The following is a 6,258-nucleotide window of genomic DNA, read 5'->3' on the forward strand; positions in this document are numbered from 1 at the left end:
CCGGCTGAAGTCACGCCGGTTGGGCTGCCGATGTGCTGCCGGGCTCGTGGACGTCCGGACCCGGATCGCCCGCGTACAACTCCTCGATTTCGTCGGCGTACTTAGCCATGATCGGCCGCCGCTTGAGCTTCATCGTCAGCGTGATCTCCTCACCGCCGGGCTCCCACAACGTCGGTAGCACCCGGAAGCGCTTGATCTGCTCAACTCGCGACAGTTTGGCGTTGCCCTCGGCCACCCCCGCCGCGATCTTCGCGATCACTTGCGGGTCAGCCGCCAGGGCCTCGGCGGAGGCGTCGGCGAGTCCATGCTGGGCCGCGTACGGCCCCACCGAGTCGGCGTCGAAGACCAACAGCGCGGTGTTGTAGGGGCGGCCGTCGCCAATCGCGAGCATCGCCCCGACCATCGGGCAAGCGGCCATCACGGTGGTCTCGATGTTGGCCGGCGACATGTTCTTTCCGGCCGCGTTGATGATCAGCTCCTTCTTCCGGTCGACGATCCGCAGATAACCGTCGTCGTCGACGTCCAGGATGTCGCCGGTGTGCAGCCAGCCGTCGGGGTCGATGGCCTCGGCGGTCTTCGCCGGCTCGCCGCGGTAGCCCTTCATCACCAGCGGCCCACGCACCAAATATTCGCCGTCCTCGGCAATCTTGCCCTCCAAGCCGGGCAGCAGCTTGCCTACCGTGCCCAGGCGCGCCTCGGCCGGATGACTCACGCTGGCAACACAGCTCAGCTCGGACATGCCCCACACCTCGGCGATCGGGATGCCGATACCGGCGAAAAATGCCAGCGTTTCGTTCGGAATCGGCGCCGCACCCGACACCGCCCACCGGAGCTGGTCCAGTCCGAGCCTGGCACGCAGCTTTGACAGCACCAGCTCGTCGGCTTTCTCCCATTCGGCAGCCGCGTCGTCCGACAGCGGCTCGTCGGCCACCAGCGCCGCCGCCCGCTTCCCGGCCACCGACATGGCCCACTGCAGAGCTTGACGCTTGGCCTCGTCCTGCTCGTGGGTGACGGCGAATTCTATTGCCGCTTTGAGTTTTTCCCATACCCGGGGCACCGCACCCCAGACTGTCGGGCGCGCGTCGGCCAGCGCCGCCGCGATCTCGCGCGCGTCCGAAACCACGGTGATTTGTGCCCCGAAGACCTCTTGGTTGTACAACGCCATCGTGCGGTCAGCGATGTGTGCCGTCGGCAGGAAGGAGGTGGCGCGATCACCGAACTGAACACCCAAAACGGCGTCGAGGGCTTGGGCTTCGAACAGCAGGTGGGCGTGCGTCATCTCCACGCCTTTAGGATTTCCCGTCGTCCCGGACGTGTAGATCAGAGTGATCACGTCATCGGGCTGCACCGCCCGCCAGGTCGACTCGAAGTCGAAGTCGAAGTCGTCGGCGCCGGCGGCGTAGAGGTCATCCAGTGAGAGCGCGCCTTCCGGGGACCCGTCGATACAGATGATGTGCTCCAGCTTCGCGCCACTGGCCCGGATCCGGTCGACGTACTGCTGTTCGCAGATCACAACTTTGGTGCCGGCATTGTCGAAAACATAGGTCAGTTGTTCGGCGGGCAGTGTGTTGTACACCGAGAACGAGGTCGCACCCAAGTGCTGGGCGCCCACTTCCAGCGGGTAAAACTCGATGCGGTTGGCCATCATCAGCGAAACCGTGTCGCCGCGACGGACCCCCAGTCCGGCCAAACCCGCCGCGACCCGACGTACGGCAGCCGCGTATTCCCGCCAGGTCATCGTCTGGGTGCCGCCCGGGGTGCGCAGCGCGATCGCGTCCGGATCGATCGCCGCCGTGCGCTGGAATGCCTCACATAACGTGGTCGGCTGCTGGGCTGTGGTTTTCGAATCGATCACCCAGCGCAGCCTAGTCGCGGAGTACGTTGCCGGTATGCGAATCGCGATCACCGAGTTCACCCCCATCGAGCAAACCGCGTTCGTGACCGCATACGCCCGAGCGCTCGACAGCCGTTGGCCCAAACCGATACTCGGCGACACGTTATCCGACGACATCGTGTCCAACATCGACTACGACTTCCAAGCGCTGGGCGTGCCATCGAGCGCGGTGCGCCAAACCGCGTTGCGTGCCAAGATGCTCGACGATCGAGTGCGGGCGTTCATTTCCGAATATCCGGACGCTGTCGTGGTGGCGCTGGGCGCGGGACTGGACACCGGAATGCAGCGAGTACGGCCGCCGGCCACGGTGGACTGGTACAGCGTCGATCTGCCACACGTCATCGCGTTGCGGGATCAACTGCTGCCCGCCGACGACAACGCGCATTCGGTGGCGGCGTCGCTGGCCGACGACGACTGGACTGACTCGATCCCGTCCGACCGGCCCACCATGCTGGTCGCCGACGGCCTGCTGGCGTTTCTGCCCGAACCGGTGATCATCAACTTGTTCCGCGTTATCCCCGAGCATTTTCGGTCCGGCGAACTGGCTATCAACGACTATGGGCGGGTCAGTCGGCTCAGTCTGATGGCCATGAAAGTTGCGTTCCGCGCTGTCGGAACCCAGTGGGCCTACCGGGGTTTCAAGGACGCTCACCTGCCCGAGACCTGGACTCCGCGCCTGAAGCTCGTCGAGGAAGCCAGCCTGGCTCATGCCCCGGAGGTCGATTTGTATCCGGCGGGAGCGCGGGTTTCGACGCGACTGATGGGGAAGACCAAGGCCGGCGCCCGGACAGCACGGATTCTGCGCTACCGCTGGACTTCGTCATGAAAGACGGTGTGATCTACGAGGATCCGCCTCAGGCAGATCCTCGAGTGTGAAGCTAGCTTCACGCTCGAGCGCGAGCGTGCGGCCAGCTTCACGCTCGGCACGCTAACCGGATTCGGTTCACGCCGGTAATGCGCGATGAATTCCGCAGGTGCATGCATCGATTGATGGGCAAGTGCAGCCCATTCCCCACTCGATGACCTCCCGCGCCCGGGCCAACGACTCCATCCGAGCGTCGATCTCGGCGAGTTTGGCCTCGGCGAGTGCGCGACTCGCCGGACGCCCAGGCGCGTCGTCGGCGAACAGCAGCTGAATCTCGTCCAAGGCGAACCCGGCGGATTTGCACAGCCGGATCACCTCGAGCCGGGTGAGGACCGACTCGTCATAGCGCCGCTGACCGCCGAGCCTGTGCGCAGGCGGAACCAGGCCGATCTGCTCGTAGTACCGCAATGTGGTGGCAGCGACACCGGTCTCACGGGCCACCTCTCCGATTGTCAGACGTGCGGTCATCGGCTCTCCCAAAAATCCAGGCTTGACTTAGAGCCAACTCTAAGTCGTTGACTGGCGATATGCACGCACACACCCTCGATGAACTCAGCGCCGCCCGCTACGCCCGACTTCGGTCGTTTCGCCGGGACGGCACACCCGTCGATACGCCGATCTGGTTCGGGCTGGACGGAACCGCGGTGGTGTTCCGCACCAAAGCGGGCCCGAAGACCAGACGGTTGGCGGCGCATCCCGGCGTCGAACTCACCGCATGCGACTACCGGGGACGCGTCCGCACAGCAGCGACGACGCTGGCCGGCCGTGCCACGATCCTGTCCGGAGCCGACGCCGAACAGGCCAACCGCCTCCTGCACGAACGGTATGGCTGGCAGTGGAACATCATGCCGTTGATCAAAGTCCCGGGCGTGACCAATGTCCACCAAGAGCTCTGTCTTCGGCAAAAGGTGCGCCGCGCCCGCGACCGAAGCGTCTGGGAAGACAGCGTCATCGTTCGGGTGGACCTGACCCATGTCTGATCCGGTCCGCTCGCCCAGCGTGAGCCAATGCTGCGCCGCTGCAACCGGATTCGTCTGGGGTCTGGTGCGGCCGAAGCCGCTCGATCAACGGTTCATCAGAAGCATCGTCGATGCAGGACTCCCGGATGCCGACACGACGGTGACCGTAACCGCGCTTCCCCAGGTGCCGCGGTCGGTGCCTACCGCCGCGGTGATCGAGGGTGTGTTTACGCCTGCGCGCGTGGAGAACTCGCTGACATCATTCATCGTCACCCATCCGGAGGCGGCCTTCATCGTCGATCCCGCCGTGTGCCTGAACGCCGAGCAGCGGGCAATTACGCAACTACCCGCAGTGCTGCGTGTCGCCGTTCGCCCACCGTCGGACACCATCCCGACCATCAGAGCACTGGGCCGGCTGCCCGACACGCCGCAATTGGATTTCGCACTACCGACGCACACACACTGGGACCATGTGTCGGGTCTGCTGGACCTTCCCGATCTTCCGGTGCACCTGCATCGCATCGAACACGACTGGGTCGCTTCCGGGCCGGTCGCACCGGTCGGCGGCGTTCGCGATTCGCTGCGCGACCGACCGATCGTCGAATATGACCTGGACGGACCACCGGTACTGACCTTCACGCGATCCCACGATCTTTTCGGCGACAACTCCGTGCTCCTGGTGGACCTGCCGGGACACACCCCGGGCAGCATCGGCGTACTCGCCTATACCAGCCGGGGCTGGATCCTGATCGCCGGCGACGCCGCCTGGCACGAATTACAGATCGAAAAGGTCCGGCAAAAGTCAAGTTACCCAGGAGCTTTGGCAGACGAAGACCGCGACCAATCCTTCAGAACACTCCATCGATTACACGTCGCGCGGCACGCCGTGACGATTATCCCAACCCACGATCATCGGGCCGCGCTTCGATTATCGGCGTAAGGCGACGACCCTCCGCGCTACCCGCCCAGGCAACCGGGGCCGAGCAGCGCCTTGAGATCGCCCATCAGCGCCGGGGATGGCGTCACCCGCAGCGACGAGTCCAACTCCAGCGTAGTGATCCGATCTCCGCTGACCAGCCGCAGAAGCACCTGCGACGTGCCGGGGTGTTGGGCAAGCACTTGTTTGAGCGCGCTGACCTTGTCGATGGTGCACTGTCGTGTCGGCAAGCTGACCGCCAACGGCCGATCCAGTTGCGCCGACGAGAAGTCAGGCACCACAAGGTCGTTGGCGATCAGCGCAATTCGGTCGTCACGGATCGCAACCTTTGCGGTGACCACCACCACCGCGTCGTCGACGACCTCAGCACCGAAGGCCGAGTAGGTGTGCGGGAAGAACATCACTTCGATACCACCAGTGAGATCTTCCAGCTGTGCCGAGGCCCAAGGCATTCCGTTCTTGTTGACGCGACGGTTCACCGACGCCAGAATGCCGCCGACCTTGACCATGGTGTCGTTGGGGATGTCGCCGTCGAGCACCGCCGGGATGGCGGTATCGACCTGGGTCGCCAGCAGATGTGCTACCCCGTTGAGCGGATGCCCGGACACGTACAAGCCCAGCATTTCGCGTTCCAGCGCGAGTTTGTGTTTGTCGTCCCACTCCTCGTCGGGAACCCTGATGGTGAACACCGCATCAGCGCCTGCTCCCCCATCGTTCGGGTCGCCGCCGAACAGGTCGAACTGGCCCATCGCCTCGGCCTTCTTGGTGCCCAGCACCGAGTCCACCGCGTCGGTATGCACCAGGAACAGCCCTTTACGGGGGTGCTTGAGCGAGTCGAATGCGCCGGCTTTGATCAGCGACTCGGTGACCTTCTTGTTGCACGCCGCGATGTCGACCTTGTTGAGGTAGTCGGAGAAGTCGGTGAACTTACCCTTGTCACTACGGGTATTGATCAGCGAGGCAACGACATTGGCGCCGACGTTCCGCACCGCGCCCAGCCCGTAGCGAATGTCGGTGCCGACCGAGGCGAAGTTCAGGCCGGACTCGTTGACGTCCGGCGGCAGTACGGTGATGCCGAGTTTGCGGCAGTCGGCCAAATACACGGCGGCCTTGTCCTTATCGTCACCGACCGAGGTGAGCAGCCCGGCCATGTACTCGGCGGGATAGTTCGCCTTCAGATACGCCGTCCAGTACGACACCATGCCGTATCCGGCGGCGTGCGACTTGTTGAACGCATAGTCGGCGAACGGAAGGATGGTGTCCCACAACGCTTTGATGGCCTTGGCCGAGAACCCGTTGGCCTGCATGCCTTCGGAGAAGCCTTCGAATTCCTTTTCCAGCACTTCGCGCTTCTTTTTGCCCATCGCCTTGCGCAGAATGTCGGCTCGGGCCAACGAATAGCCGGCCACCTTCTGCGCGATGCGCATGATCTGCTCCTGATACACGATCAGGCCGTAAGTCTCAGCGAGGATGTCGCGCAGCGGTTCCTCGAGTTCGGGATGAATAGGCTTGATCGCCTGCTTGTTGTTCTTGCGGTCGGCGTAATCGTTGTGGGCGTTCATCCCCATCGGGCCGGGCCGGTACAGCGCGATCACCGCAACGA

6 protein-coding genes are annotated in these 6,258 nt (G+C 64.1%); 3 read left to right on the top strand and 3 right to left on the bottom strand.

The window, feature by feature from the left end:
* Positions 1-10: 10 nt before the first annotated feature.
* Positions 11-1,855, bottom strand: coding sequence for a fatty acid--CoA ligase FadD11 (fadD11, locus tag WB785_RS09030; RefSeq protein ID WP_424078578.1), 1,845 nt, complete (start codon positions 1,853-1,855; stop codon positions 11-13).
* A 34-nt stretch (positions 1,856-1,889) separates the two neighbouring features.
* On the opposite strand from fadD11, the gene WB785_RS09035 reads away from it, so the two are divergent.
* Positions 1,890-2,720, top strand: a complete 831-nt coding sequence (locus WB785_RS09035; RefSeq protein ID WP_424078580.1) for a class I SAM-dependent methyltransferase — start codon at positions 1,890-1,892, stop codon at positions 2,718-2,720.
* A 117-nt stretch (positions 2,721-2,837) separates the two neighbouring features.
* Here the strand turns inward: WB785_RS09035 and WB785_RS09040 are convergent, their stop codons facing one another.
* On the bottom strand, positions 2,838-3,227 hold the full coding sequence (locus WB785_RS09040; RefSeq protein WP_424078581.1) for a MerR family transcriptional regulator: 390 nt from the start codon (positions 3,225-3,227) through the stop codon (positions 2,838-2,840).
* 59 nt (positions 3,228-3,286) lie between these two features.
* Between WB785_RS09040 and WB785_RS09045 the strand changes: the two genes are divergently transcribed.
* Entirely contained in the window at positions 3,287-3,739 is a 453-nt protein-coding gene (locus WB785_RS09045) for a PPOX class F420-dependent oxidoreductase (RefSeq protein ID WP_424078582.1), read from the top strand.
* Positions 3,732-4,658 (top strand): MBL fold metallo-hydrolase, encoded by a 927-nt coding sequence (locus WB785_RS09050; RefSeq protein ID WP_424078583.1) that lies wholly within the window; start codon positions 3,732-3,734, stop codon positions 4,656-4,658. Before WB785_RS09045 ends, WB785_RS09050 begins: the two co-directional genes overlap by 8 nt.
* 17 nt (positions 4,659-4,675) lie before the next feature.
* Here WB785_RS09050 and dnaE read toward each other — a convergent pair.
* On the bottom strand, positions 4,676-6,258 hold a 1,583-nt coding region (gene dnaE / locus WB785_RS09055), incomplete at its 5' end, for a DNA polymerase III subunit alpha (RefSeq protein WP_424078584.1).

It is taken from the genome of Mycobacterium sp., from assembly GCF_049585075.1.
In the GTDB taxonomy this organism is placed as follows: domain Bacteria; phylum Actinomycetota; class Actinomycetes; order Mycobacteriales; family Mycobacteriaceae; genus Mycobacterium.

What these genes read in the sequence shown, in the direction of transcription:
- WB785_RS09035 (WP_424078580.1), top strand. Translation starts at nt 1,890, where the DNA reads ATGCGAATCGCGATCACCGAGTTCACCCCCATCGAGCAAACCGCGTTC.
- WB785_RS09040 (WP_424078581.1), bottom strand. Translation starts at nt 3,227, where the DNA reads ATGACCGCACGTCTGACAATCGGAGAGGTGGCCCGTGAGACCGGTGTC.
- WB785_RS09045 (WP_424078582.1), top strand. Translation starts at nt 3,287, where the DNA reads ATGCACGCACACACCCTCGATGAACTCAGCGCCGCCCGCTACGCCCGA.
- WB785_RS09050 (WP_424078583.1), top strand. Translation starts at nt 3,732, where the DNA reads ATGTCTGATCCGGTCCGCTCGCCCAGCGTGAGCCAATGCTGCGCCGCT.